The sequence below is a fragment of the Rhodoferax sp. GW821-FHT07F03 genome, from assembly GCF_059418745.1.
In genome coordinates this window covers 28,465-52,427 of the sequence record NZ_JBWKQM010000002.1, presented here as the reverse complement: position 1 = coordinate 52,427, position 23,963 = coordinate 28,465, and the positions used below count along the sequence as shown (strand labels likewise).

17 protein-coding genes and 1 pseudogene are annotated in these 23,963 nt (G+C 62.4%); 11 read left to right on the top strand and 7 right to left on the bottom strand.

The genetic code is table 11. The annotated features are described in order from the left end of the window. Positions 1-13: 13 nt before the first annotated feature. The 6 genes from malE (at position 14) to AC07R0_RS02850 (ending at position 8,226) form a co-directional block, all read left to right on the top strand. Positions 14-1,222, top strand: a complete 1,209-nt coding sequence (malE, locus tag AC07R0_RS02875; RefSeq protein ID WP_495103723.1) for a maltose/maltodextrin ABC transporter substrate-binding protein MalE — start codon at positions 14-16, stop codon at positions 1,220-1,222. 45 nt (positions 1,223-1,267) lie between these two features. Further along, complete coding sequence (gene malF, locus AC07R0_RS02870) at positions 1,268-2,779, top strand: maltose ABC transporter permease MalF (protein ID WP_495103722.1); 1,512 nt, start codon at positions 1,268-1,270, stop codon at positions 2,777-2,779. A 2-nt stretch (positions 2,780-2,781) separates the two neighbouring features. Next, complete coding sequence (gene malG, locus AC07R0_RS02865; RefSeq protein WP_495103721.1) at positions 2,782-3,672, top strand: maltose ABC transporter permease MalG; 891 nt, start codon at positions 2,782-2,784, stop codon at positions 3,670-3,672. A 90-nt stretch (positions 3,673-3,762) separates the two neighbouring features. After that, positions 3,763-5,022, top strand: a complete 1,260-nt coding sequence (locus tag AC07R0_RS02860; protein WP_495099039.1) for a maltoporin — start codon at positions 3,763-3,765, stop codon at positions 5,020-5,022. A gap of 200 nt (positions 5,023-5,222) precedes the next feature. Continuing rightward, on the top strand, positions 5,223-7,151 hold the full coding sequence (locus tag AC07R0_RS02855; RefSeq protein WP_495103720.1) for a glycosyl hydrolase 53 family protein: 1,929 nt from the start codon (positions 5,223-5,225) through the stop codon (positions 7,149-7,151). A gap of 82 nt (positions 7,152-7,233) precedes the next feature. Beyond that, complete coding sequence (locus tag AC07R0_RS02850) at positions 7,234-8,226, top strand: glycoside hydrolase family 53 protein (RefSeq protein ID WP_495103719.1); 993 nt, start codon at positions 7,234-7,236, stop codon at positions 8,224-8,226. A gap of 58 nt (positions 8,227-8,284) precedes the next feature. On the opposite strand, the gene AC07R0_RS02845 is transcribed toward AC07R0_RS02850, so the two are convergent. After that, a complete protein-coding gene (locus tag AC07R0_RS02845) occupies positions 8,285-9,331 on the bottom strand; it encodes a histone deacetylase family protein (protein ID WP_495103718.1) in 1,047 nt (348 codons plus the stop codon). A 125-nt stretch (positions 9,332-9,456) separates the two neighbouring features. On the opposite strand from AC07R0_RS02845, the gene AC07R0_RS02840 reads away from it, so the two are divergent. Next, complete coding sequence (locus AC07R0_RS02840) at positions 9,457-9,951, top strand: Lrp/AsnC family transcriptional regulator (protein WP_495103717.1); 495 nt, start codon at positions 9,457-9,459, stop codon at positions 9,949-9,951. 64 nt (positions 9,952-10,015) lie between these two features. Here the strand turns inward: AC07R0_RS02840 and AC07R0_RS02835 are convergent, their stop codons facing one another. The 6 genes and pseudogenes from AC07R0_RS02835 to AC07R0_RS02810 all read right to left on the bottom strand — a co-directional run bounded on the left by AC07R0_RS02835 (position 10,016) and on the right by AC07R0_RS02810 (position 19,364). After that, positions 10,016-10,858 (bottom strand): EamA family transporter, encoded by an 843-nt coding sequence (locus AC07R0_RS02835; RefSeq protein WP_495103716.1) that lies wholly within the window; start codon positions 10,856-10,858, stop codon positions 10,016-10,018. A 61-nt stretch (positions 10,859-10,919) separates the two neighbouring features. Next, positions 10,920-11,501 (bottom strand): RES family NAD+ phosphorylase, encoded by a 582-nt coding sequence (locus AC07R0_RS02830; RefSeq protein ID WP_495103715.1) that lies wholly within the window; start codon positions 11,499-11,501, stop codon positions 10,920-10,922. Between the two features lie 8 nt (positions 11,502-11,509). Further along, positions 11,510-11,980: a MerR family transcriptional regulator gene (locus tag AC07R0_RS02825; protein ID WP_495103714.1), complete on the bottom strand. Its 471-nt coding sequence runs from the start codon at positions 11,978-11,980 to the stop codon at positions 11,510-11,512. A gap of 162 nt (positions 11,981-12,142) precedes the next feature. Beyond that, a pseudogene (locus AC07R0_RS02820) lies at positions 12,143-12,325 on the bottom strand (DNA polymerase III subunit beta); the annotation flags it as partial. 198 nt (positions 12,326-12,523) lie between these two features. Continuing rightward, positions 12,524-18,436, bottom strand: coding sequence for an excinuclease ABC subunit UvrA (uvrA, locus tag AC07R0_RS02815; protein WP_495103713.1), 5,913 nt, complete (start codon positions 18,434-18,436; stop codon positions 12,524-12,526). 88 nt (positions 18,437-18,524) lie between these two features. Next, positions 18,525-19,364, bottom strand: a complete 840-nt coding sequence (locus AC07R0_RS02810; protein ID WP_495103712.1) for an IclR family transcriptional regulator — start codon at positions 19,362-19,364, stop codon at positions 18,525-18,527. 151 nt (positions 19,365-19,515) lie between these two features. Between AC07R0_RS02810 and AC07R0_RS02805 the strand changes: the two genes are divergently transcribed. The 4 genes from AC07R0_RS02805 (at position 19,516) to AC07R0_RS02790 (ending at position 23,930) form a co-directional block, all read left to right on the top strand. Further along, positions 19,516-20,277: an SDR family oxidoreductase gene (locus AC07R0_RS02805; protein WP_495103711.1), complete on the top strand. Its 762-nt coding sequence runs from the start codon at positions 19,516-19,518 to the stop codon at positions 20,275-20,277. A gap of 40 nt (positions 20,278-20,317) precedes the next feature. Beyond that, complete coding sequence (locus AC07R0_RS02800) at positions 20,318-21,841, top strand: sugar ABC transporter ATP-binding protein (RefSeq protein ID WP_495074009.1); 1,524 nt, start codon at positions 20,318-20,320, stop codon at positions 21,839-21,841. A 33-nt stretch (positions 21,842-21,874) separates the two neighbouring features. Continuing rightward, complete coding sequence (locus AC07R0_RS02795; RefSeq protein WP_495103710.1) at positions 21,875-22,876, top strand: ABC transporter permease; 1,002 nt, start codon at positions 21,875-21,877, stop codon at positions 22,874-22,876. A gap of 109 nt (positions 22,877-22,985) precedes the next feature. Continuing rightward, a complete protein-coding gene (locus AC07R0_RS02790; RefSeq protein WP_495074011.1) occupies positions 22,986-23,930 on the top strand; it encodes an ABC transporter substrate-binding protein in 945 nt (314 codons plus the stop codon). Positions 23,931-23,963 lie beyond the last annotated feature (33 nt).

Here is a 23,963-nt window from a genome sequence, read left to right as displayed (position 1 = left end):
ATAGGAGACAGACATGAAGCACACATCCCCCCGCCGCACTGCGGTTCGTAACCTGCTGGCATTGGTCGTTGCCACGCTGGGCGCCAGCGTGCCCGTACATGCCGCAGAAAAAGGCAGCCTGCTGGTCTGGATCAATGGCGACAAGGGCTACGAGGGCGTGGCCAAGATTGCGGAGAAGTTCACCAAGGACACCGGCATTCCCGTGAAGGTGGAGCATCCCGAGGATGCCATCGCCAAATTCGAACAATCCGCTGCCGCTGGCAAGGGCCCAGACATCTGGATCTGGCCCCATGACCGCGCCGGCAGCTGGGTCTCCGCTGGACTGATCTCCGCCGTCACGCCCACCAAGAAGACCGTGGACTCCATCGACCCGCTGGCCTGGAAGGCCTGGAACATGGGCGGCAAGACCTGGGGTTACCCATTGTCCATCGAAGCCGTGGCCCTGCTCTACAACAAGGCCTTGGTGCCTACCCCACCACAGAGCTGGGAAGAAGTCATTGCCCTGGACAAGAAGCTCAGCGCCCAGAACAAGCGCGCCATCATGTGGCCCATGACCGAGATCTACTACTCCTACGGTCTGTTTTCTGCGGGCGGTGGCTACGCCTTCAAACGCAATGCCGATGGCACCTATGACCCCAAAGACACCGGCATGAACAATCCGGGTGCGGTGCGCGGCATGGAAACTCTGATGTCCCTGATCAAGGGCGGTGTCATGCCCAAGACCGCCAGCTACGCCGAGGCCGAAGCCGGCATGAACGAAGGCCGCATCGCCATGATGCTCAACGGCCCCTGGAGCTGGAACAACCTGAAAAAGAGCAAGATCGACTTCGGCGTGGCGCCCTACCCCAAGATCGACGGCAAACAAGGCGGCCCCTTTGTAGGCGTGCTGGGCGCCATGCTCAGCAGCTCCACCCCCAACAAGGAAGTGGCCAACGAATTCATGGAGAACTACCTGCTCTCCATGGAAGGCCTGAAAGCCATGAACGCCCACGTCCCACTGGGCGTACCGGCCAACAAGGCCTACTACACCGAGCTCAAGTCCGACCCGCTGATCGCCGGGACCATGGCCGCCGCCCAGAGCGGAACGCCCATGCCCAACAACCCGGAAATGACACGCTTCTGGACCGGCATGCAGGCCGCCCTGCTCAACATCACCCAAGGCCGCGAGACCGTGAAGGACGGCCTGGACCGCGCTGCCAAGCGCATCCGGGGTACGGAGTAATCGGCGCAGCGTCGCCCACATTTGGTATTCAAAGAAAGTCGCGCCGTGAAGAAACGTTCCCTCCTGCACTTCGCCCTGGCCGCCCTGGGTGGCCTGGCCTTGTTGGCAGTGCTGGCCTTGGTGGTAGTGATGGTGATGGCCCGCCAGCATTGGCTGGCGGCCATCACCCTGGCCTTGCTGGGAGCGGCTGTGCTGGTGTACCTGTCACCCCGCCTGTATGCCTGGCGGTATGTACTGCCCGGCCTGCTGGCGGCGCTGGTGTTCATCGTGGTGCCCATGGGCTACACACTGGCCATCAGCTTCACCAACTACAGCTCGGCACATCTGCTGTCGTTTGAACGCTCCACCGAAGTCCTGCTGGGCAAGACCGAAAGCACGGGCGACACCCTGGGCGTGCAACTGCAGGCCCAGGGCGAACGCCACCGCCTGGTATTCACGACCGAAGACGGCGTGGTGTACGCATCGGACTACCTGCAGCTGGGTTCGGACTTGCGCGCCGCCTTGCAGCCCCTAAGTGAAGGCGCCGTGCAGGACGCACTCAGCCTGAAAGACATGATGGCCTTGCAGAGCGCCTTGAAGAAAGTCGTGGCGGTGCTGCCTGACGGTACCGAGCTGCGGCAAAGCAGCCTGCGCCGCTTTGCCGCCATGCGCCCCAGCTACCAGCGCGCCGCCGATGGAACCCTGCTGGACACCACGGACCACAGCGTGCTGCGGCCGGACTTTGCAGCCGGCTACTGGGTCCGCGCCGATGGCCAGCAGATAGAACCCGGCTTTCGCGCCGTGGTGGGTTGGCAGAACTATGTGCGCATCTTCACCGAGCGCAAGTTTCTGGACCCTTTCCTGCGCGTGTTTGCCTGGACCGTCAGCTTCGCAGGCCTGAACACATTGTTCACCTTTGCCATTGGCGTGGTGCTGGCCGTGGCCCTGAACTGGGACGCACTGCGGTACCGCAACTTCTACCGCATGATGCTGTTCCTGCCGTATGCGGTGCCGGCCTTCATTTCCATACCGGTATTTCGCGGTCTGTTCAACGAAAACCTGGGTGAGATCAACATGATTCTGGATGCCTTGTTTGGCATCCGACCCGGCTGGTTTTCCGAGGCTAATCTGGCACGCGGCATGGTGCTAGTGGTGAACACCTGGCTAGGCTACCCCTACATGATGATTCTGGCCATGGGCCTGATCAAAGCCATTCCCGGCGAACTGTACGAAGCCTCGGCGCTGGCCGGTGCCGGTCCGCTGACCAACTTCTTCCGCATCACCCTACCCCTGATTGCCAAGCCGATTGCGCCCTTGCTGGTGGCCTCGTTTGCCTCCAACTTCAACAACCTGACGCTGATCGCCCTGCTGACCGGCGGCGCACCAGACTACCTGGACACCCAGGTGCCGGTGGGCGCCACCGACCTGCTGGCGTCCTACACCTATCGCATCGCATTCCAGGACTCGGGGCAGAACTACGCCCTGGCCTGCGCCATCTCCAGCATCGTATTCCTGCTGGTGGCCACCCTCGCCGTGGTGAATCTGCGGCTGTTCAAAGTCGGCAAGGAAGCAGTTTAAAAATGGCCATCGTCATCAAAAAATCCCAACGCTGGCGTGTGCTCATGGCGCACCTGGGTTTGCTGGCCTTTATCGCGCTCACGGTGTTTCCGTTCCTGATGATTTTGTCGATATCACTGCGCCCCGGCAACTTTGCCGGCGGCCACCTGATCCCCCGCAGCATCAGCTTCGAGCACTGGAAACTGGCCCTGGGCATGTCCTATCTGGATGCCGATGGCCAATTGGTCAAGCCGCCGTTTCCAGTGCTGCTGTGGATCTGGAATTCGCTCAAGGTATCGCTGATCTCGGCCACCGTGGCCCTGCTGCTGTCCATCACCAGTGCGTACGCCTTTGCCCGCCTGCGCTTCAAGGGGCGGGCCGCCATGCTCAACGGCCTGTTGCTGTTGCAGATGTTCCCCTCGGTACTGGCACTGGTGGCGATCTACGCCCTGTTCGACCGAATCGGCGAGTTCATCCCCTGGCTGGGCCTGAACAGCCACTGGAGCCTGGCCCTGGCCTATACCGGCGGTGTGGCCCAGCACATCTGGCTCATCAAAGGCTATTTTGAAAGCGTGCCGCGCGAGTTGGAAGAAGCTGCGGCGGTGGACGGTGCGTCGCCCTTCCAGGCCTTTGTGTATGTGCTGCTGCCCATGGCGGCGCCGATCCTGGTGGTCGTGTTCGTACTGGCCTTCCTGGGCGGAATGATCGAGTACCCGGTGGCCTCCGTACTGATGAACAACGAAGAAAACCTGACCCTGGCCATTGGCTCACGCCTGTTCCTGTTCAACCAGCGCTACCTCTGGGGCGACTTTGCCGCCACCGCCATCTTGGCCGGCCTACCGCTGACGCTGCTGTTTCTGGTGACCCAACGCTGGCTGGTCTCGGGACTGACCTCGGGCGCAGTTAAAGGCTGATTATTTTTTACCACAAGGTTAAACGCTTTACCCCACAGAGAGCCTCTCTGTAATACCACCCAGGCCACTAGGCCCATAAGGAGACTGAAGATGAAGAAGAAGACCATACCCATGCGCGCCAGCGCAGCTGCAGTTCTGGTGCTGCTGACGGGCGCCGCCCAGGCCCAGTTCAGCACCGACGGCTACTTCCGGGCCGGCACCGGCGCCGGCGTCAAAGACAGCCCCACCAGCTGCTTTGGACTGGCAGGCGATGGCCTCAAATACCGCCTGGGTAACGAATGCGATAACTATGGCGAAATCAACCTGAAGAACACCGTCAAGGTCGGCGATCTGCAATTCAGTGGCAATCTGATGCCCGTGTACTGGAGCGCCGCCCAGGAGACCGCCAACCCTACCAGCCTGGGCCAGGCCTTCGTGGAAGGCAAAGGCTTTGACATCCTGCCCGAAGCCAACTTCTGGGCCGGCAAGCGCTACTACGGCCGCACCGATGTGCACATCACCGACACCAAGTACACCAAGCTCGACGGCACCGGCGGTGGCGTGGACAACATCGCCGTCGGCGGCGGCAAGCTGGGCTTTGGCTACTTCCGCCGCGACAAGGGCACCTTCGCCGGCTGGGGCACCGCAAGCCGTGTGAATGCCGAGTTCAGCACCAGCAAGATCAATGATGGCGGCTGGCTGCGCATCCTGGGCACCGTGGTGAGCAGCGAAGAAAGCGCGGACAAGGACAGCAACGCCCTGGAAGGACACAGCGGCATGGCCCTGACCATCCAACATGCCCAAGACAACCTTTTCGGCCTGGGCGGCGGCAACAACCTGTGGGTGCAGTTCGCCAAGGGTTCCGCGGGCCTGGACGGCAACTTCTCCAACGCCTACACCGGCACAGGCAACGACTGGGTCGCCAGCGACGCCAGCAGCAGCGCAACCTGGAGCGAGGTCCACAGTGGCCAGAACAGCTTCCGCGTGGCCGACGCACTGAGCTTCCAACGGGGCAACTGGGGCGGCCAGGTAGTAGGCCACATCCAGAAGGATCACCTGCTGGGCTATGAAACCACCCGCACTTCCATCGGCGGACGTGTGGCCTATGCCTTCACCAACAACTTCAAGCTGGTCAGCGAGCTGGGCTTGTCGCGAAAATCCCCCACCGGAGGCGATGCACAAACCCTGACCAAGTTCACCATTGCACCCACGCTGAGCACCGGCCGTGGCTTCTTCGAGCGGCCTGAACTGCGCCTGTTCTACACCCGCGCCAGCTGGAACACAGCCGCTGGCGCCGACACCAGCAACGGCCTGCCCAGCGGTCGCACCAGCGCCAACCGTTTTGGCCTGCAAGCCGAGTACTGGTGGTAACTAGGCTCACCCCCAGGCTGCGCTGCGCTTCGCCAACCCCCTTGCAGGGGGCGATACCAGCGGCCCGGCAAAGCCGGTTCCGCGGTATCCCTGGCGCAGATAGGCCAGCCAACCACCAGTGTTGGGAAACAAGTTGATTTGAGGTGCTCTTCCCCGGCGGAGGTGGTTTTATCCGCCGGGGTTTTTTCTTGGGACATGCCATGCATATTTTGAAAATCGGGGTGGCGGCCATCGCTACGGTGTGGGGCCTGGCCATGCACGCTGCGGGTGCCATCACCGTGCAGCCGGTCGCCGAGCTGCGCAACGACTTCATAATGGGTGCCGACGTTTCCATGCTCGACCAGATGGAGCGCAACGGAGCCCAGTTTTCCGATGTGCAGGGCGTGCGCAAGGATGCGCTACAGATCCTGCATGACAACGGCGTCAACTGGATCCGCCTGCGCCTGTGGAACAACCCGGTGAATGACAGCGATGTGATCGAAGGTGGCCGCACCATCTCACGCCGGGGCGATCCGGTGGGAGGCGGCAACAACAATCTGGCCACCACCGTGCGCCTGGCCAAGCGCGCCAAGGCCATGGGTTTCAAGCTGCTGCTGGACCTGCATTACAGCGACTTCTGGGCCGACCCCGGCAAGCAGACCAAGCCCGCCGCCTGGGCCAAACTCAGCGGCACGACGCTGGAGCAAGAGGTCTACCGCTACACCAGCCAGGTGCTGGACAGCCTGAAAAAAGCCGATGCATTTCCCGACATGGTGCAGGTGGGCAATGAACTCAACGGTGGCATGCTCTGGCCCGACGGCAAGACCTGGAAGGAAAAACCGGGTGAAGTCATTGGCGGCGACGATGGCTTCGTGGCGCTGATGAACCAGGGCATCAAAGCCGTACGCGACGCCGACGACAAACGCGGTACGCCCGAGCACATCAAGGTGGCCGTACACCTGGCTGACGGCGGCAAGAACGAGCTGTACCGCCGCGTATTCGATCTGTTCAGCCAGCGCAATGTGGACTACGACATCATCGGCCTGTCCTTCTACCCCTACTACCACGGCCCGGTGGAAGACTTGCAGGCGAACATGGACGACATCTCGGCCCGCTACGGCAAAGAGGTGCTGGTGCTGGAAACCGCCTACGGCTACACCACGGCCAATGGCGACAGCTGGCCCAATCTGTTCAACGCCGACATGCAAAAAAGCGTGGGCTACAAGGCCAGCGTGCAGGGCCAGGCCAGCATGGTGCGCGATGTGATCCAGGCCGTGGCCCAGGTGCCCGGCGGACGCGGTCTGGGCGTGTTTTACTGGGAGCCCGACTGGTACCCCGTGCCGGGCGCCGGCTGGCGCACCGGTGAGGGCAACGCCTGGGACAACCAGGCCATGTTCGACTTCAACGGCAAGGCGCTACCGTCCCTGGAAGTATTCAAGCGCGTGCGCGACGCCGGCACCCCGACCGACACCCCGCAGGTGCTGGATCGCGGCCCCATCCCGCTGAATGCCTTTGTGGGTGAAGTCTGGACACCGCCCGAATCCGTCAAGCTGGCCTATAGCGACGACGCCGAGCGCAAGGTCTATGTGCAATGGGACGACCTGCCCGCCAACGCCCTGGCGCAGCCCGGGCACTTCCGTCTGCAAGGCGAAGTCAGCGGCCAGCCGGTCAAGCTGGTAGCTGAGGTCAACGTCGTTCCTCGGCGCAATCTGGTGCAGGACCCCAGCTTTGAACGCGGCGACCTGAAGGACTGGACCATCACTGGCAGCACCGCCGCCACCAGCAACGAGCGCAACCCCGGCAATGCGCACAGCGGCCTGCATTCGCTGCACTACTGGAGCGGCGACCCGTTCAAGTTCGAGGCAGTCCACACCTTCAGCGGCATCCAGAACGGTAGCTACACCCTCAAGGGCTGGGCTGCCGGTGGTGGCGGCGAAAAGGGGCTGGAGCTGTTTGTGCGCGACTGCGGCCCCCAGTCCCCCTCGGCCCGCTGGACCAACACCGGCTGGCAGAAGTGGTCGCAGGCCGTACTGCGCGGCATCAACGTGACCCAGGGCAGCTGCACCATCGGCCTGCGCGTAGACGGCACGGCGGGCAACTGGGGCAACCTGGACGACATCGAGTTCATGCGCGAGGAAGGCAATCCCTGAATGCGTTCCAGCGCTAGGACGGCGGGCCCCACACGGCTCGCGTGGATGCAAGTGGTAGCAACAACATAAGAGGAGACACACCATGCAATTCAAATCCATCATTCGCACAGTAGGCACCGGCATTGCCGGCCTGTGCCTGGCAGTGGCGGCCCAGGCCGCCACCTTCGCCAAGGGGGCTGACGTTAGCTGGGTAGACCAGCAGGAGTCGGCCGGCTATTCGTTCTATAACAGCAGCGGGGTCAAGACCGACCCATTTGTACTGTTAAAGAACATTGGCGTGAATGCCATCCGCCTGCGTGTCTGGGTCAACCCCTCGGGCGGCTGGTGCAACGCGGCAGACACCTTGTACAAGGCCAAGCGCGCAGCGGCCCAAGGGCAACGCATCATGATCGACTTCCACTACAGCGACAGCTGGGCCGACCCCGGCCAGCAAACCAAGCCCGCCGCCTGGAGCAGCCACACGGTGGCCCAACTCAATACCGATGTGTATGCCCACACGCATGACGTGCTCAACTACCTCAAGAGCAATGGCATCAGCGTGGAATGGGTGCAGGTTGGCAATGAAATCAATGGCGGCATGCTGTGGCCGCAGGGCAGCACGTCCAACTTCAGCCAACTGGCAGGCTTCATCAACAACGGCTACAACGCCGTCAAGGCGGTGTACCCCAACGCGGAAGTGGTGCTGCATCTGGCCAATGGCTACGACAACGCTGTGTTCCGCTGGTTCTTTGACGGCGTGAAAGCCGCTGGCGCCAAATGGGACGTCATCGGCATGTCGCACTACCCGACGGCCAGTAACTGGGCCAATCGCAACATCAGCATCGCGAGCAACATGTCCGACATGGTCTCGCGCTACGGCAAGCCGGTGGTCATCTCCGAGGTGGGCATGGACTGGCAGCAAGCCAGTGCCTCCAAAAGCATGCTCAGCGACCTGATCAACCGCGTCTCGGCACTGGGCGGAAACGGCCTGGGCGTGTTCTATTGGGAGCCGCAGGCCTACCCCGGCTGGCAAGGCTACACCTTTGGCGCGCTGGACAGCTCAGGCCGCTTCACCATCGCCCTGGATCCATTCTGAAAAAACAGACTCTGGCGCAGGATCCACCTGCGCTAGAAGCTATACATTCAATAGCAGGCTAACCCGCATGCTGGGCAAAGCCGTCCAGCACATTCACCGCGTTCACCCCCACCTCATCCACCGCGTAGCCGCCCTCGAACACAAACACCGTGGGCAGGCCGGCGGCGGCAAGGTCGGCGCCTACGCGCAGATAGTCCTCGCTGCGCAGCGTGAAGCCGGAGATCGGGTCGCCCTCGAAGGTATCCAGCCCCAGCGACACCACCAGCGCCTGCGCGCCGCTCTGGGCGATGCGCTGCAGGGCCAGTTGCAGCGCATCGCGCCAGCGCGCAAAGTCGGTGCCGCGCGGCAGCGGCAGGTTCAGGTTGTGGCCGAGACCCGCGCCGGTACCGGTCTCGTCGGCATAGCCCAGGAAGAACGGGTATTCGGTGTGCGGGTCGCCATGCACACTGACAAAAAATACGTCGGCACGCTCGTAGAAGATGGCCTGCGTGCCATTGCCATGGTGGTAGTCGATGTCCAGCACAGCCACCCGCTCGGCCCCAGCGTCGCGCAAGGCCTGGACCGCTACCGCAGCATTGTTCAAAAAGCAGTAGCCCCCAAAAAAGTCAGCCCCCGCATGGTGGCCCGGCGGGCGGGTCAAGGCAAAGGCGGACCGTGCACCGGCGCTGACCAGCTGCGCCGCCGTCACCGCGCACTGGGCGCCGGCATAGGCTGCGGCCCAGGTGCCCGAGGTCAACGGCGTGCCAGCGTCGTACGAGAACAAGCCCATGCGCGCAGCAAAGTTGGCGGGCAGTATGTCGGAGCGGAAACTGCGCACCGGCCATACCGACGGCAGCGCATCGCGCTCGGCATTCGCCGGGTCCAGCGCCACCCACTCGTTCCATGCGCTCGCCAGAAAGTCCAGGTAGCGCGGGCTGTGCACCCGCTGCAAGACCTCCAGGCCATGGTCCTGCGGCGCACGCACATCTCCCTGCCCGCGCCGCTGCAGCTCCTGCAGCACGTAGTCCGCGCGCGCAGGCACTTCGAAACACGGCACCAACTGGCCACGGAACATCTCGACCTTGCCCTGGTGCAGGGCGTGCTGGTGGTTGTAGACGGTGATCATGCGAAAGTTCTTTCCAAGCAGAAGTGAATGGCCGAAAGTATGCCGCTCCAGCGCTGAAATAGCTTTGCTTTATGCCCCAGCTTCAGGCTAGCATGCGCACAGAAACAAGCTTTTCATCGCACATCATGAGCACAAAATTACCCATAGCCGCGCTAGACAGCACAGATCGCACTATTTTGCGGCTGCTGCAAAAAGACGGCAACTTGTCCACCCCACAGCTGGCCGAGCAACTGGCCCTGAGCACCACGCCCTGCTGGCGCAGGCTGAAGCGGCTGGAAGATACCGGTTTCATCACCGGCTACGAAGCCCGGCTGGACCGGCGCAAGCTGGGCCTGGACATCCTGGCTTTTGTGCAGGTCACCTTCGGCGTAGTGACCGGCAGCGCCATCCAGCAGTTTGAGGACACCATCGCCCAGCGGCACGAGGTACTGTCCTGCCACAAGGTGACTGGCCAGGCCGACTACCTGCTGCAAGTGGTGGCCCCCAGCCTGGATGCCTACAGCGACTTCGTGGAAACCGTGCTGCGCAGCCTGCCCGGCATCAGCCTGATCCATTCCAGCCTGGCGCTGCGCGAGATCAAGGCATCGGGCCAGCTACCTGTACCCGCAGTCGATTTATAAGTAACAGGCCGCTAGCGCAGATAGTACCTGCGCAAGCAGCTATGTTTTAAATAGCAAATCAGACTCAGTGGTAAAAGCCCAGCACCATCGCCCCGGCGGTGATCAGCACACAGGCTAGGCCACGCCGCAGGGTCAGCGGCTCGCCCAGGAACAGCGCGCCAATGAGTGCGGCGAACAGCACCGAGGTTTCACGCAGCGCCGACACCGTGCCCATGGGCGCACGCGCCACGGCCCAGATCACAATGCCGTAGGACGCCAGCGACATCGCCCCGCCACCCAACCCGGTCCAGACGGCGCGCGCCCCCAGATCGCGCGGCCAGGCGCGGTGCTGCCACCAGTACAGCAGCAGCATGGCCAGGCTATCCAGCACAAACAGCCAGCCCGCATAAGCCAGCGCATCACCCGCCGCCCGCGCGCCCAGCCCGTCCACCACGGTGTAGGCGGCGATAAAGGCGCCGGTGGTCACCGCCGTCAGCGGCCCGGCCAGCGCCATGCCCCGGCGCAGCTCCGCCAGGCTGAAGATGCCCACCGAGATCAGCACCACACCCAGCCAGACCCACAGCCCCATGTTCTCGCCCACAAACAGCGCCGCGCCGATAGACACCAGCATGGGCGAGGACCCGCGCGCGATCGGGTAGGACTGGCCGAAGTCGCCCACCTTGTAGGCCCGCACCAGAAACACGTTGTAGCCCACGTGCAGCGCCACGCCCAGCGCCACGTAGACCCAGCTGGCCGGCAGCGGAAACGGCCGCAGCAGCGCCAGCGGCAGCCCGCCCAGGCCTGCGCCCACCATCATCAGGGTCAGCACCGCCTTGCGGTCGGTACTGGCACTGCTTTTCAGCAGCGCATTCCAGCTGGCGTGGCAGAGCGCGGCGCAGAGGACTAGGAGAATGACGAAGGGAGTCATAACGCCAGGTGGAAGACCAATAAATACTCACCCAATCGGCGCTCTGAGGCGGGCATCAGGCTCATTCTCTAATAATCGGCACTTGTGACCCACGCGCCGCTGCAACTACGGCCTTGTGCAAAACATCTGTATCAGCCTGCACCAACGCGACCACTGTCAACTTCTTGGTTTGCTCAATACCAGCCTTAAAAAGACACATGCAAGCGTGATACGGATGCTGGGCCGATGCATAAAGAATACCGTGCAGTTCTTGCTTCCTACAGTCTTGTGCAAAAGCCTGGCTGGTCTCATAGCGCATGGACTGAAGCACCGGATAACGCTCTTCCAGCCCTCGCAGATCGGCTAGTCGTAAATATGTTTGAGTCGCAAAACTTGCCAATACACGCTGCTCTAGCCTGTCCCAGTGACAACTCCGCACTTCGCGGCGGAATAGTGATTCATACAAAGCCGTTTCTGGACTATCAGCCAGATAGGCAGTGGGCTCTTCGACGAGATCAAAGCGCCCCGCAAGGCCGCCAGGTGGCGCCAACAAGTAGCCCTTGGTGCGAATGCTGTCACCTCTGCCACTCTTGCGTTGCACGCGGTGCCAAATTTGGTGAGCCGGAATCTCGACAATTGGTGGTGACAGATCTTTGAAATTCATGGTTGAGGTTAGTAAGCCTCAGCCGTTGCCAAACCCAATATGCGGGTCAATGCCATACCTTGCTCCAATGCAGAGCGGGGCGTCTGACCGTCCAGCGCCGTAGCAGGTGACTCTAAAAACGCAAGCAATTGCCAGCCATCAGTGGTCCCCAGCTGCTTGGATACAGGCTGCACCACGGGCCAGATCGCGGGTTCAAACTGCCAACGCGGCAACTTGAAACCTCGACGCAAATGGGTCAAGCCGATGCAGCGCCCACTTTTGATCCAAGCGTTAATGGTGACGCGGCTGGTGCCGGCCAATTCAGCAGCTTCATCAGTAGTGATCATGTCGGCAGCATCCAAACGGTCGCGGCGGTACTGCGCCCCAGACTGCAACAAAGCCTTGGTCTGCGCAACAGTGGCGTAAGGACTATGGGTCGAAACATTGCTCTCTTGGGCTGTTTCTGTAGCAAACGGTGAGTGAATGGTTAATGTGTTCATACGTGCGTTCTCAATAAAAGCGCTTCATGGCGCATTACGCAAATTGGCCTTACCTGATGAAAAGAAACCATTCGACCGCTGACCAGAGGCCAATATGCCTCGGCCGCATTGCGGCAATCGATTCACCAGCTCAGCTCGGCCCATTGCAGGCATGACGTTGATCGTGCGAGGAGCCAGCTCTTGCTCAGAGTCGGCATCAAATCCCACAGTCGTATATAAATTTCTGCCAACGCGGCGCAGCATTACGTTGGCCAAGATTGGTAGCGTATGCCTACGCTCAACAATCCCTGCTACGGACTGCAAGACTGCGAGAACTTTCGATTGAGTAGCCTTAAGAACTATCACATGTACCTTTCAAAACGAGGCAACCGTGGGGCACCAAAAATGCGCCTCCAGCTTCGTTATTAGCTGCAGGCTCAATTTTAGTTCAATTCGTAAATTTCGATAATCTCGTTAAGCTGGATAAAACTTAAAAATCAAACAAAATATAGCTCTAGCGCATATTTCACATGCATAGATAGCTACATTTTGAATAGCAACCAACTAACGCGCCAGCACTGGCTTCAGCGCCACGCCCGTCGCCGTGCCCAGCGCCACCACCTGCTCCGGCGGCGCGGCCGCCACGATGCGGCCGCCGGCGTTGCCGCCGTCCGGGCCCAGGTCGATGATCCAGTCGGACTCGGCGATCACGTCTAGGTCGTGCTCGATAACCACCACGCTGTGGCCGCCATCGACCAGGCGGTGCAGCACGCGGATGAGCTTTTCCACATCGGCCATGTGCAGGCCCACGGTGGGTTCGTCCAGCACGTACAGGGTGTGCGGAGCCTTCTGGCCGCGGCGGGTGATGTCGTCGCGCACCTTGGCCAGCTCGGTCACCAGCTTGATCCGCTGGGCTTCACCGCCGCTCAAGGTCGGCGATGGCTGGCCTATGGTCAGGTAGCCCAGGCCCACGTCCTTCAGCAGCTGCAGCGGATAGGCGATGACGGGCATCACGGCGAAGAAGTCGACAGCTTCGTCCACCTCCATCTGCAGCACGTCGCCAATGCTCTTGCCGCGCCAGGTGACGGCCAGCGTTTCGGGGTTGAAGCGTGCGCCCAGGCAGGTTTCGCACTTCACCTTCACGTCGGGCATAAAGCTCATGGCAATGGTGCGCAGGCCCTGGCCTTCGCAGCTGGGACAGCGGCCGTCGCCGGTGTTGAACGAGAAGCGCGCCGGGCCGTAACCGCGAGCCCGCGCCTCCAGCGTGTCGGCAAACAGCTTGCGGATGGTGTCCCAGAAGCCGATGTAGGTGGCCGGGCAACTGCGCGGGGTTTTGCCGATGGGCGTCTGGTCCACTTCCAGCACGCGGTCGATGGCGGCAAAGCCGGCCACATCGGCACAGCCCAGCCAGGCGGGGCGCTGGCCGGCGGCCCAGCTGTCGCGCCCGGCCTTGGTACTGCGCTGGACCACGGCGGTCTGCACGTTGGCCAGCAGCACGTCGCGCGCCAGCGTCGACTTGCCCGAGCCGCTGACGCCGGTGACCGCCACCAGGCGCTTCAGCGGAATCTGCACGCTGACGTTCTGCAGGTTGTGCATGGTGGCGCCGCTGACGGTCAGCCACTGCAGCGGCTCGGCGATGGCCACGGCCTCGGTGGCGGCGTCTGCCGCAGCCTTCTTCTTCGCTGCGGCCTTGGTCTTGGCCGTGGGTGCTTCATAGGGCAGATCGGCCACCGGTACCGCCACGGCGGCCGGGTCGAACGCCTCCACCACACGCCGCGCCTTCAAGGGATGGCGCATGGCGTGCAGCAGGTAGCGGCCGGTCACGGATTCGCTGGCATCGGAAATATCGGCCACCTTGCCCTGCGCCACCAGCCGGCCACCGCGCTTGCCAGCGCTGGGGCCGATGTCGATGATGTGGTCGGCGCGGCGGATGGTATCTTCGTCGTGTTCCACCACCACCAGGGTGTTGCCCTTGCTGCTCAGGCTGTGCAGCGCGTTCAGCAGGATGTGGTTGTCGCGTGCATGCAGGCCGATGGTTGGCTCGTCCAGGATGTAGCAGACGCCTTGCAGATTGCTGCCCAGCTGGGCCGCCAGCCGGATGCGCTGGGCCTCGCCGCCGCTGAGGGTGGGGGCGCCACGGTCCAACGTCAGATAGCCCAGGCCGACTTCCTCCAGAAACTCGAGGCGGCTCTGGATTTCGGGCACCAGGTCGCGCGCGATGTCGGTTTCGCGCTGGCTCATTTCACCGGCAACCTGCAGCGCCTGCACCCACTGGCGGATGTCGGTCACGCTGAGGCGCGCCAGGTCGGTGATGCTGGCGTTGGCAAAGCGCACGGCCCGGGCCGTGGCGTTCAAACGCGTGCCCTGGCAGGTCGGGCAGGCCACGTCGTGCAGGTCTTCGACCTCGGGCTCGGCAAAGGTCTGCTCGCGGCCGCCCTGGTCGTCGGCGCGCACCGAGTCGTCGAACACGGCACGCTGGTCCTTGGTCAGCTTCACGCCCGTGCCCACGCAGTCGGGGCACCAGCCGTGCTTGCTGTTGTAGCTGAACAAACGCGGGTCCAGCTCGGCGTAGCTGGTGCTGCACACCGGGCAGGCGCGCTTGCTGGAGAACACCATCACCTTGCCGATATGGGCGGTTGGCAGGCCGTCGGCCATGGCCTCTTTCAGGCCGTCGATACCGACCAGCACATGGACCACACCCTTGCCATGCTCCAGCGCCGTGGCCAGGCCTTCGCGCAGGCGAGCCTCGTTGCCGGGGCCGACAACCAGGCTCAGCACCGGCAGCTCTACCGTGTGCTCCTTGAAGCGATCGATGCGCGGGAAGCCGATGGTCGGCAGGAAGTCGCCGTCGACGCGCAGGTGGCTGTAGCCGCGCGGCCGCGCCCAGTCGGCCAGCTCGGTGTACACGCCCTTGCGGTTGATGACCAGCGGCGCCAGCAGGCCGATGTGCTGGCCGCGGAAGGTTTTCAGCAGCTGGGCGGCGATGCTGTCCGGCGTTTGCGGCTGCACCGCCGCACCGTCTTTCACGCAATGCTGTATGCCCAGCTTCACGTAGAGCAGGCGCAGGAAGTGCCAGACCTCGGTGGTCGTGCCCACGGTGGACTTGCGGCCGCCACGGCTCAGGCGCTGCTCGATGGCCACGGTGGGGGGAATGCCGTAGACCGCGTCCACCTCGGGCCGGCCCGCCGGCTGGACGATGCTGCGCGCATAGGCGTTCAGCGACTCCAGGTAGCGGCGCTGGCCCTCGTTGAACAAGATGTCGAAGGCCAGCGTGGACTTGCCGGAGCCGCTGACGCCGGTGACCACATTGAACTGGCCGCGCGGAATGTCCACGCTCAGCGACTTCAGGTTGTGCTCCTTGGCGTTGACGATCTGGATCGCATTCGGCGGCACTACGCGCGCCGCCTGCTTCGCCAGCCAGGCCGGCGTCTTTTCTTTCACCACCTGGGCGCCGGTGCCCAGCGTCGACTCGTACTCGCGCAGCGCGGCACCGGTATGAGAGGTGGCGTGCAGGCGCACCTCCTCGGGCATGCCCTGGGCGACCACCAGGCCGCCGCCATAGCCGCCCTCCGGCCCCATATCGATCAGCCAGTCGCTGGCGCGGATCACGTCCAGGTTGTGCTCGATCACCACCATGGAATGCCCAGCGTCCAGCAGCTTGCGCAGCGCACGCATCAGCTTGGCGATGTCGTCAAAGTGCAGGCCGGTAGTCGGCTCGTCGAACAGGAACAGCGTGCCCTTCTTGGCCACCGGCTGCCGGCCATTGCTTTTCGCCGCCTCGGCCAAAAAGCCGGCCAGCTTCAGGCGCTGGGCTTCGCCGCCGCTCAATGTGGGCACTGGCTGGCCCAGCTTCACGTATTCCAGGCCTACATCCACAATCGGCTGCAGCGCACGTATGACATCGCGGTCACCTTCAAAAATAATAGCAGCCTCGGCCACCGTCAGGTCCAGCACGTCGGCCACGTTCAGCTGGGCCAGGCGGGCATCGGCCACGGCACGGCGCTCTATCGTCACCTCCAGAATCTCAGGCCGGTAGCGCTTGCCATCGCAGTCCGGGCAACGCAGGTACACGTCGCTGAGGAACTGCATTTCCACATGCTCGAAGCCCGAGCCGCCGCAGGTGGGGCAACGCCCGTCGCCGCTGTTGAAGCTGAACTTGCTGGCGGTGTAGCCGCGCTGGCGCGACAGCGCGGCGTTGGCAAAAATCTCGCGGATGGCATCCCAGGCGCCCACATAGCTGGCGGGGTTGGAGCGCGCAGTCTTGCCGATGGGCGACTGGTCCACAAACACCACTTCGCTGAGGTAGTCGGCCCCCAGCAGCCGGTCGTGCAGGCCCGGGGTTTCGGTGGCCTTGCCAAAGTGGCGCATCAGCGCCGGGGCCAGCACGTCCTGGATCAGCGTGGACTTGCCCGAGCCGCTGACGCCGGTGATGCACACCAGGCGCTGCAGCGGGAATTCAACCGACACGTTCTGCAGATTGTTTTGCCGCGCGCCCTCCAGCACCAGGCGCGGCGTGGCGTCGGTCACCAGCTTCTTGAAGCCCATGCCTATGGTCTTGCGTCCGCCCAGGTAGGCGCCGGTCAAGGTGTTGGCGTGGCGTAGGTCGTCTGTCGTACCGTCGAAGACGATTTGCCCGCCGCGCGCGCCGGGGCCCGGGCCCATATCTATCATGCGGTCGGCCGCCAGCATCACCGCCGGGTCGTGCTCGACCACCACCAAGGTGTTGCCGGCATCGCGCAGCCGCTGCATGGCCTCGATGATGCGGTGCATGTCGCGCGGGTGCAGACCGATGCTGGGCTCATCCAGCACAAACAAGGTGTTCACCAGCGAGGTGCCCAGCGCCGTGGTCAGGTTGATGCGCTGTACCTCGCCGCCGCTCAGCGTGCGGCTTTGCCGGTCCAGCGTCAGGTAGCCGATGCCTACGTCGCACAGGTATTTGAGACGGGTGGTGATTTCATCGAGCAACAGCTTCAGCGCCTGCTCGTCACCACTTTGGCTGCTGCGCTCGGTATGCATGCCCAGGATGCGCTCGGCCTGCAGGTCGAAGAAGCGGCGCAGCCGGTCTATGGGTAGCAGCATCAGGTCGTGCAGGCACAGGCCGGGCAAGGCCTCCAGCTGGGCGCGGCTCCAGGACACGCCCAGGGGTAGATGGCGCTTGGCGGGGTCTAACACCGCATTCGCATCCTCCACGCTGCCCAGGCGCCACAGCAGGCTCTCGGTCTTCAGCCGGGCGCCCGCGCAGGCAGAGCAGGTGGTGTAGCTGCGGTATTTGGACAGCAGCACCCGGATGTGCATCTTGTAAGACTTGGTTTCCAGGTATTCGAAGAAGCGCTTCACGCCGAACCAATGCTGGTTCCACTTGCCGTTCCAGTTGGGCGATCCGTTGATCACCCAGTGCTGGTGCTCGGGCGTGAGCTTGTAGTACGGGGTATCGCGCGGGATGCCAGCCGCCTCGGCGTGGCGCATCAGGTCGTCCTGGCATTCCTGCCAGGCGGGGGTCTGCATGGGCTTGATGGCGCCGGAGCGCAGGGTCAGCTTGTCGTTCGGGATCACCAGGCCATAATCCACGCCGATGACGCGGCCAAAGCCCTTGCAGGTCTCGCAGGCGCCCACCGGCGAGTTGAAGGAGAACATCGACGGAATCGGGTCGGTGTAGCGCACATCGCTTTCGGCGCAGTGCAGGCCGGTAGAGAACTTCCACAGCTGGGGTTCAGCGTCCTCCTCGGCCGGCAGCACATACACATTCAGGCGGCCGCCGCCGCGCTTGATGGCCACCTCGATGGCTTCCAGCGCACGGGACTTCTCGGCGCCAGCAATGCGAAAACGGTCGGCCACCACGTCCAGCACCTTGCGGGTGGCCGGGGCCACGGCCTTCTTGCTGGGTTTGGCGGGCGTGGCAGGCGCCTCCACCGCCACTTCACGCTCGGCCTGCACGCGGGTGAAACCGCTGGCCGACAGCCATTGGGCGACTTCTTCGGCCGTTGTATTGCCAGGCAGCTCCACCGGGAAAGTGAGCACCAACCGAGGGTCTTGTGCCGCCGCCGCGCGCTCGCACAGCTCGGCGTAAATGCTCTCCGGCGTGTCATGCCGCACCGGCAGCGCGGTGACGCGGTCGAACAGGTTGCCGGCGCGGGCGAACAACAGCTTCAGATGGTCGTTCAGCTCGGTCATCGTGCCGACGGTGGAGCGGCTGGAGCGCACCGGGTTGGTCTGGTCGATGGCGATGGCCGGGGGCACGCCCTCGACCTTGTCCACCGCCGGCTTGTCCATACGGTCCAGGAACTGGCGCGCATAGGCCGAGAAGGTCTCCACATAGCGGCGCTGGCCCTCGGCGAACAAGGTATCGAACACCAGGCTGGACTTGCCGGACCCGCTGGGGCCGGTCACCACCGTGAGCTCACCGGTGCGGATGTCCAGGTCGATGTTCTTCAGATTGTGCTGGCGCGCACCGCGAATGCGGATGGTTCCCTGGGTCATAAGTGGGTGCTCGGATGGGTAAGGCGGACCATTGTAGGGAGCGCCCGACACGTAGAGAGACCAGGGGGTTATTGCCTTAAAAAACCCACTAACGCACCATGCCCTGGGTGAACGACAAGGCCTGGGCGGCCTCGCGCAAATATTCGCGCACATCGTCCAGACCAGGGCCTACGTGGCGGTCGATACGGCGGATGTACGGACATGTCAGCGTGGCCAGCGCGGTATGGTCAGGCCCCAGGATAGGGAAAGAAATATCCACCACGCCGAAGGACTGGGCGCTTTCGCGCTCCAGATAGCCCCGTTCGCGGATGGCGGCCAAGGTCTGCGCCAGGTTGTCCGCAGAGATGGGCACTTCTCCATCCAACGGAGTGTGCTCGGCCAGCATGGCATTGAAACGTCCCTCGTCCGCGTAGGCCAGCAGCAAATGGCCGGAAGCCGTGTCCAGCAGGCCCACGCGTGCGCCGCGCTGCACTGCAAAGCTCCAGCCGCTGGGACTGTTGATTTGCGCGCTGATGAGCACATTGCCCCGGTCGTACACCCCCATGTGGCAAGACTGCTCGGCACGGCGGGTGAAGTCGTCCATGATGGGCAAGGCCTGGTTGATCAGACGGCTTAGCGGCGGGTGCATGTTCGCCAGGGCAAACAGTTTCAGGCTCAAGGCGTAGCGGTCGCCCGAGGGCGTGCGCATCACGTACTGGCGCACGACCAGCCGCTCCAGCATGCGGTAGATCTCACTGGCACTGCGGTCCATTTCTTTCACGATTTCAGCGCGCGTGAGACCATGCGGCTGGGTAGCCAGCAACTCCAGAATATCCAGGCCCTTGTCCAGTGCGGGCGCGCGGTAGCGCTCGTCGGCGCCCGGGCCTGCATCTGGGACTTCTTCGACTTTGGGACGGCGGCCGCGGGGTTTACTTGCTGTGGCGGACATGGGGTGATCTTTACATGGGCTGGCAGTTTTTATAGCAGACGCCACAAGCCCTAGGGAAACTACCAGGGCTACCGAGGCGTAACATGCCTATCATTATTCTTCATATATGAATTGTTTGTTCATATTTGAATTAAATAAAACGGAGCGAAAAATGGGTCAAGGCAGACTGCAAGGCAAAACCGTGCTGATTACCGCAGCGGCGCAAGGCATAGGGCGTGCCAGCGCTCTGGCGTGTGCGGCCGAGGGAGCCCGCGTGATTGCCACGGACATCAACCAAGTCCTGCTGGACAGCTTGGCAGCCGAACACAGCAGCATCCAGGTTGAGCTGCTGGACGTGCGCAGCGATGCCGCCGTGACCGCGCTTGCCGCCCGCACACCTACGCTAGACGCCCTGTTCAACTGCGCCGGCATGGTGGCCAATGGCAGCATGCTGGAATGCACAGAAGCCGACTGGGACCTGAGCTTTGACCTGAATGTGAAAAGCATGTTCCGCATGACCCGCGCATTTCTGCCAGCCATGCTGGCCAAGGCCGAAGCCACACAGGGCAGCGTGTCCATCATCAACATGGCCTCCATGGCGTCCAGCATCAAGGGCTTTGCCAACCGCTGCGCCTATGGCACCACCAAGGCGGCAGTGATCGGCCTCACCAAATCACTGGCAGCCGACTATGTGAAAGCCGGTTTGCGCGCCAATGCACTCTGCCCCGGCACGGTGGACACGCCGTCGCTGCGCGGTCGGATCGCCAGCGCAGCCGACCCGGTACAGGCCGAAAAAGACTTTGTAGCCCGCCAGCCCATGGGGCGCTTGGCTAGCGTGGACGACATCACGCCCACGGTGGTCTACCTGGCCAGCGATGAATCGCGCTTCGTCACAGGGCAAACCCTGCTGGTAGATGGCGGCGTAACCATTTAAATCGGGTGTCTACACCCTCGGCCACGCAGCAAGGCATACCGTGACACCTCTGGTTTCCGTCAACAATCTCAGCAAATCCTTCCCGGGGGTCAAGGCACTGGACAATGTGCGGTTCGACCTGCTGGCGGGTGAAGTGCATGCCCTGATGGGAGAAAACGGCGCGGGCAAATCCACGCTGATGAAAATTCTGGCCGGCGTTTACAGCAAGGACAGCGGTGAAATGCTGCTGGACGGCAAGCCGGTAGACATACAGAGCCCGGCACACGCGCAATCACTGGCGATTGGCATCATCCACCAGGAACTGCACCTGATGGGCCACCTGACCGCCGCACAAAACATCTACCTGGGGCGCGAACCGCGCAAGGCGGCCGGACTCTTCCTGGACGAGAACAAGCTCAACCAGGATACGCAAGCGCTGTTCAGCCGTATGAACCTGGCGCTGGCACCGACCACACCGATTGGCGAACTGACGGTGGCCAAACAGCAAATGGTGGAGATTGCCAAGGCGCTATCCCATAAATCGCGCGTGCTGATCATGGACGAGCCCACCGCCGCACTGAACAATGCGGAAATTGACGAGCTGTTCCGCATCATCCGCCAGCTCAAAAGCGAGGGCGTGGGCATTGTCTATATCTCGCACAAGATGGACGAGATCCAGCGCATCGCCGACCGCATCACCGTGATGCGCGACGGCACATATATCAACACTGTGCCCGCGGCCACCCCCATGTCGCAGGTGATCGCCATGATGGTCGGCCGCAACCTCGAGCAAGCCGAAAAAAGCATCCCCGATACCAGCGCCAACGAGGTGCTGCTGGATGTGCGCGGCCTGAACCGTGGCCGGGTAATACGCGATGTGAGCTTCAACGTGCGCCGTGGAGAAATCGTCGGCTTCGCCGGCCTCATGGGCGCCGGGCGCACCGAGGTCGCCCGCGCGGTGTTTGGCGCAGACCCCATCGATTCGGGCGAGGTGCGGGTGCGCGGCCAAGCCATACGCCTGAACTCGCCGGAAGACGGGGTACAGGCCGGCATTGGCTATTTGTCCGAAGACCGCAAGCACTTTGGCTTGGCCACCGGCATGGACGTAGCCGCCAACATCACCCTGCCCAGCCTGCGCCGCTGGCTGAAATGGGGCGTTTTTCTCAACCAGTCGGCCATCCGCAGCATTTCACAGCAGATGGTCGAGAAGCTGCGCATCAAAACCCCGTCCATCACGCAAACCGCCAAGCTGCTATCGGGCGGCAACCAACAGAAGGTGGTGATCGCCAAATGGCTGGTGCAAGACTGCGAAATACTGATTTTTGACGAACCCACGCGCGGCATCGATGTAGGCGCCAAAAGCGAAATTTACAAGCTGCTCAACGAGCTGGCAGCCCAGGGCCGCGCGATTGTGGTGATCTCCAGCGAGCTACCCGAGGTGCTGCTACTGAGCCACCGTGTGCTGGTGATGTGCGAGGGCCGCATTACCGGCGAAGTACGCGGTGACGAGGCCACCCAGGAAAGCCTGATGGCACTGGCCACAAGACGCGAGACGGATGCCAGCGCCCAAGCCGTATTGCACTGACCAACCACCGATTCATAAAAACCAGGTCCATCCATGTCTGAACCCACTTCCTCTGCATCCTGGTTGGCACGCCTCACGGGCGGGCAGGCCAAACAAAAACTGCTGGCCTTTGCCAGCCTGATTGCACTGCTGGCCATCTTCACGGCCCTCAAACCCGATGCCTTCATGACGCAGGACAACATCATCGGGATTCTGCAGTCCACCACGGTCATTGGGGTGCTGGCCATCGCCAGCACGTTCATCATCATTACCTCGGGCATCGACCTGTCGGTCGGCGTGCTGATGACCTTTTGCGCCGTGATGGCCGGCATATTTCTGGTCAACCTGGGCATGCCCCTACCGCTGGGCATTCTGTGCGCTCTGGCTATGGGCGCCTTATCAGGCTGTATTTCAGGTCTGGCCATCACCAAGCTCAAAGTGCCTCCTTTTATTGCCACGCTGGGCATGATGATGCTGCTCAAAGGCGTGTCGCTGATCATCACCCACACCCGCCCCATCTACTTCAATGATGTGGAGGGTTTTGACCAGATCGCGCTGGGCTCGCTGATCGGCGACCTGATCCCCGGCCTGCCGATTCCGAATGGCGTGTTGATCATGTTTCTGGTGGCAATCGTGTGCGCCGTGATACTGAACAAGACCGCCCTGGGCCGCTACACCTTTGCCCTGGGCAGCAACGAAGAAGCCGTACGTTTATCCGGCGTGAATGTGGACCGCTGGAAGGTCATCATCTACACATTCAGTGGCGGTATCTGCGGCATTGCCGGCCTGCTGATTGCATCCCGCCTCAACTCGGCGCAACCCGCGCTGGGCCAAGGCTATGAGCTGGATGCAATTGCCGCCGTTGTAATTGGCGGCACCTCGCTCAGCGGTGGTGTGGGCACGATTCTGGGCACCATCATCGGCGCCTTCATCATGAGCGTGCTCATCAATGGCTTGCGCATCATGTCGGTCGCCCAGGAATGGCAGATGGTGCTGACTGGACTGATCATCATTTTGGCCGTCTACACCGATAACCTGCGGCGCAACAAGAAATAAGGAGATTGCCCGACACCCACCACCGACCTTACGCCCGGCTTGTACTGGACACCGTTTCGTTTCGCTTCATTCATTTTTACAACCACACCGTTCCATCAGGAGACAAACCATGAACGCAAAGAGAAAACTGCTCGCATTGACCGCTGGCTTGGCATTGGCTGGCTTCAGCAGCTTCGCATCGGCCCAGGAAATCTACATCCCCCTGATCTCCAAGGGCTTCCAGCACCAGTTCTGGCAAGCAGTCAAACAGGGCGCAGACCAGGCCGGCAAGGATTACAAGGTGAAGGTCACCTTCGAAGGCCCGGAAACAGAGCAACAGGTGGACAAGCAAATCGACATGCTGTCTGCCGCACTGGCCAAGAAGCCAGCAGCCATTGGTTTTGCCGCACTGGACAGCAAGGCCGCCATTCCATTGCTGAAAAAGGCCCAGGCTGCCAAGATTCCGGTGATCGCATTTGACTCGGGAGTCGACAGCGACATCGCGCTGACCACGGCACAGACCGACAGCAAAGCCGCTGCGGCACTGGCGGCCGACAAAATGGCCGAAAAGATTGGCGGCGAAGGCGAAGTCGCCGTGATTGGCCACGACCAGACCAGCACCACCGGCACCGGCCGACGCGACGGTTTTGTAGACCAGATCAAGGCCAAGTACCCCAAGATCAAGGTAGTGGACATCCAGTACGGCGGTGGCGACCACCTCAAGTCGGCTGAAATCGCCAAGACCTTGCTGCAAGCCCATCCCCAGCTGAAAGGCATCTTCGGCACCAACGAAGGTTCGGCCATCGGTGCCGGCAAGGGCCTGAAAGAGGCCAAGAAAACCGGCGTGATCATCATCGGCTTTGACTCGGGCAAGGCCCAGAAAGACATGATCAACGACGGCACCATCGCTGGCGCCATCACGCAAAACCCGGTGGGTATTGGCTACAAGACGGTGGAAGCAGCCGTTAAGGCGCTCAAGGGCGAGAAGCTGCCGAAGATCATCGACACCGGCTTCTACTACTACGACAAGAGCAATATGAAAGACGCCAAGATCGCGGCCGTTCTTTACGATTGATTCGTCTGTGGGCAAGCGGATGCGGGGGCATCC

Excerpts from the sequence above, each read along its gene's own strand:
- malE (WP_495103723.1), top strand. The coding sequence starts at position 14 with ATGAAGCACACATCCCCCCGCCGCACTGCGGTTCGTAACCTGCTGGCA.
- malG (WP_495103721.1), top strand. The coding sequence starts at position 2,782 with ATGGCCATCGTCATCAAAAAATCCCAACGCTGGCGTGTGCTCATGGCG.
- AC07R0_RS02860 (WP_495099039.1), top strand. The coding sequence starts at position 3,763 with ATGAAGAAGAAGACCATACCCATGCGCGCCAGCGCAGCTGCAGTTCTG.
- AC07R0_RS02855 (WP_495103720.1), top strand. The coding sequence starts at position 5,223 with ATGCATATTTTGAAAATCGGGGTGGCGGCCATCGCTACGGTGTGGGGC.
- AC07R0_RS02850 (WP_495103719.1), top strand. The coding sequence starts at position 7,234 with ATGCAATTCAAATCCATCATTCGCACAGTAGGCACCGGCATTGCCGGC.
- AC07R0_RS02845 (WP_495103718.1), bottom strand. The coding sequence starts at position 9,331 with ATGATCACCGTCTACAACCACCAGCACGCCCTGCACCAGGGCAAGGTC.
- AC07R0_RS02840 (WP_495103717.1), top strand. The coding sequence starts at position 9,457 with ATGAGCACAAAATTACCCATAGCCGCGCTAGACAGCACAGATCGCACT.
- AC07R0_RS02835 (WP_495103716.1), bottom strand. The coding sequence starts at position 10,858 with ATGACTCCCTTCGTCATTCTCCTAGTCCTCTGCGCCGCGCTCTGCCAC.
- AC07R0_RS02830 (WP_495103715.1), bottom strand. The coding sequence starts at position 11,501 with ATGAATTTCAAAGATCTGTCACCACCAATTGTCGAGATTCCGGCTCAC.
- AC07R0_RS02825 (WP_495103714.1), bottom strand. The coding sequence starts at position 11,980 with ATGAACACATTAACCATTCACTCACCGTTTGCTACAGAAACAGCCCAA.
- uvrA (WP_495103713.1), bottom strand. The coding sequence starts at position 18,436 with ATGACCCAGGGAACCATCCGCATTCGCGGTGCGCGCCAGCACAATCTG.
- AC07R0_RS02810 (WP_495103712.1), bottom strand. The coding sequence starts at position 19,364 with ATGTCCGCCACAGCAAGTAAACCCCGCGGCCGCCGTCCCAAAGTCGAA.
- AC07R0_RS02805 (WP_495103711.1), top strand. The coding sequence starts at position 19,516 with ATGGGTCAAGGCAGACTGCAAGGCAAAACCGTGCTGATTACCGCAGCG.
- AC07R0_RS02795 (WP_495103710.1), top strand. The coding sequence starts at position 21,875 with ATGTCTGAACCCACTTCCTCTGCATCCTGGTTGGCACGCCTCACGGGC.
- AC07R0_RS02790 (WP_495074011.1), top strand. The coding sequence starts at position 22,986 with ATGAACGCAAAGAGAAAACTGCTCGCATTGACCGCTGGCTTGGCATTG.